This is a genomic window from Pseudoalteromonas sp. SG45-1 (genome assembly GCF_014164135.1).
Taxonomy (GTDB): Bacteria; Pseudomonadota; Gammaproteobacteria; order Enterobacterales; family Alteromonadaceae; genus Pseudoalteromonas; species Pseudoalteromonas distincta.
On record NZ_JACJEP010000092.1, the window covers coordinates 1 to 247 of the forward strand.

Annotated in this window: 1 pseudogene; it reads right to left on the reverse strand. The window is 40.9% G+C overall.

What is annotated here, in order from left to right:
* Positions 1-21: 21 nt before the first annotated feature.
* A pseudogene (locus H5117_RS20490) lies at positions 22-247 on the reverse strand (IS481 family transposase); the annotation flags it as partial.

The window sequence follows — 247 nt, forward strand, 5'->3', positions numbered from 1 at the left end:
TAGATGTGTGATTCATAGACATCATTTCACTTTTCGTAGTTGAAGATCACGCTGATAATTCGATAACTGAATGCGTTCATTTTCAGTTTCGTAGTTAGCGTGAACGTCTTCCCAAAGCGGTGTTTTTTCAAGCCGTTCACATACAACATCCATTGGAGTTTTACCTTTGAATGAGCCGTGAGCGCGTTGCCAATTGTAGTAATGCTGCCACTCAGGTAACGTTTCATTTTTGAGTTCGTCCAAATCC